Annotated in this window: 4 protein-coding genes; 2 read left to right on the top strand and 2 right to left on the bottom strand. The window is 45.8% G+C overall.

Annotated features, from left to right (window positions below; genetic code table 11):
* Positions 1-319: metallopeptidase TldD-related protein (locus tag QVA83_RS11640; protein WP_287498483.1), on the top strand; the 319-nt coding region annotated here is incomplete at its 5' end.
* A gap of 87 nt (positions 320-406) precedes the next feature.
* Here QVA83_RS11640 and QVA83_RS11645 read toward each other — a convergent pair.
* A complete protein-coding gene (locus QVA83_RS11645) occupies positions 407-835 on the bottom strand; it encodes a hypothetical protein (protein ID WP_287498484.1) in 429 nt (142 codons plus the stop codon).
* A gap of 55 nt (positions 836-890) precedes the next feature.
* The gene (yjgA, locus tag QVA83_RS11650; RefSeq protein WP_156077757.1) at positions 891-1,448 is read right to left on the bottom strand and encodes a ribosome biogenesis factor YjgA; all 558 of its coding nucleotides are present in this window, start codon (positions 1,446-1,448) and stop codon (positions 891-893) included.
* A gap of 71 nt (positions 1,449-1,519) precedes the next feature.
* Between yjgA and QVA83_RS11655 the strand changes: the two genes are divergently transcribed.
* Positions 1,520-1,848 (top strand): PmbA/TldA family metallopeptidase (locus tag QVA83_RS11655; RefSeq protein WP_287498485.1); only part of this gene is annotated, 329 nt, incomplete at its 3' end.

Here is a 1,848-nt window from a genome sequence, read left to right on the forward strand (position 1 = left end):
GGAAATTATCGCGTCTATCGACAAAGGTATTTACGCGCCGAACTTTGCTGGCGGACAAGTAGACATTACGTCAGGAAAATTTGTATTTTCTAGCGCGGAAGCTTACTTAATTGAAAACGGTAAAATTACTGCGCCAGTAAAAGGGGCTACCTTAATTGGTAACGGTCCAGAGGTTATGCAAAAAATCTCAATGATTGGCAACGACACTGCCCTAGATAAAGGCGTGGGTGTATGTGGTAAAGACGGTCAAAGCGTGCCGGTGGGTGTAGGTCAGCCCACACTTAAAATTGACGAGTTGACGGTGGGTGGTACGGCTTAATTCAGCTCAAACCCGTAAACTGGAAAATTAAAAAAGGTTGGGCCTAGGCACCAACCTTTTTTGTATGCAAACTGGTATAAGTCGTGGCTAACTTTCAAATCCTTTTCCATTCAACCACTCAATAGCATCTTCTTCGTTGGTAAAAATACCTAGCTCAAGGCCTGCATTGTCGTAAATTCTCTGAAATTGCGCTCTTACAATGGGCTGCACCGTGGTATCGCCGATAACCAGCGCGCCAAGCGCCATTCCGTGCTTCGCACGCCACTCTATTGAACGCTGCAGTTCTGTCTCACCCGCTTTAGTGAGAAGAGCTGAGCCATGCAAAAAACCTAGAAATGCCCAACGCTTACCAGCAAAGCTGTTAATTACATCCATCATGTCGCGTGCGTAACGCTCAATGGCTGCCCCATCAGCAATACCTTCAGCCGATACACCAACAATGTCGCCCAGTACAGCAATTTGATACTGGCCATACTTACTTCTGAGCTTAGTATTAGGGTTTGAAAAAATTTTCATATTACCCCCCTTGGGCAGGTGGCCTTAATGCCGAGTTTGGCTAACGTGCCGCCCTTTAGTCGTCGTGAATAACGTCTTTCAAATACTGAAACAGCTCTCTGAATGCTTTAGGCGGCGCATTTTTTTCACGCTCTTTTTTAACTTGGCGATGAAATTGGCGCAGCTTTTGGCGGTCCAGTTCAGGATGCGCTTCAATCAGCTTTTGAATAGCGGGGTCGCCCTGTTCAATCACGGCTTCACGGGCTTTTTCTAGTGCATGAAAGGCCGCATTGCTCGCCTGATGCTGATGTGTAATTTTAGCCAACGCCTCTTCAATAGGGGCGGTATCTCTATGACGTAAAGCTTTGCCGATAAACTGAAGCTGACGGCGGTAACCGTCTTTTTTCTTATTCACTTTGCGGGCAATAGCTACGGCGTCAGCAAGCTCTTCATCCATTGGAATCGTCGCTATGTGAGCATCGGTCAGGTTAACCAACGTTTCACCTAGCTTGTGAAGTTCTTTAGCTTGACGCTTCAGCTCAGTTTTACTGATTAATTCTTCCTCTTCGAACTCATCTGCTTGCGCATCTTCGAAGTAAGGATCTTCAGGAGAATTGTATTTCTGATCACTCATTTCAAACTCATTAGTGTTACACTTTAGTAAATTGTAACTATCACAGTCGAATTAAGACAGCGAAACTTACTATGCAAATTGAGCAGCAGTTAGCCGACATTCAAAATGTCGTAGATGATGTACTGAAATTAGCCCTTTCTAAAGGCGCAACACAAGCCGAAGCCAGCATGTCTAAAGTGCAGGGCATCGCCGTTTCTTCACGTATGCAAGAAGTTGAAAACGTTGAATTTACCAACGACGGTGGCTTAGGTATAAGCGTATACGTAGGCAAGCGAAAGGGGAGTGCGTCTACCGCTGATCTGAGCAAAGCGGCGCTAACACTCGCGGTAGAAAAAGCCGTAGATATTGCTCGCTATACCAGTGAAGATCCTTGTACAGGTTTGGCCGATGCCGACCTTAT

This window comes from Alteromonas sp. AO-Serp (genome assembly GCF_017849675.1).
GTDB classification, from domain to species: domain Bacteria; phylum Pseudomonadota; class Gammaproteobacteria; order Enterobacterales; family Alteromonadaceae; genus Alteromonas; species Alteromonas macleodii.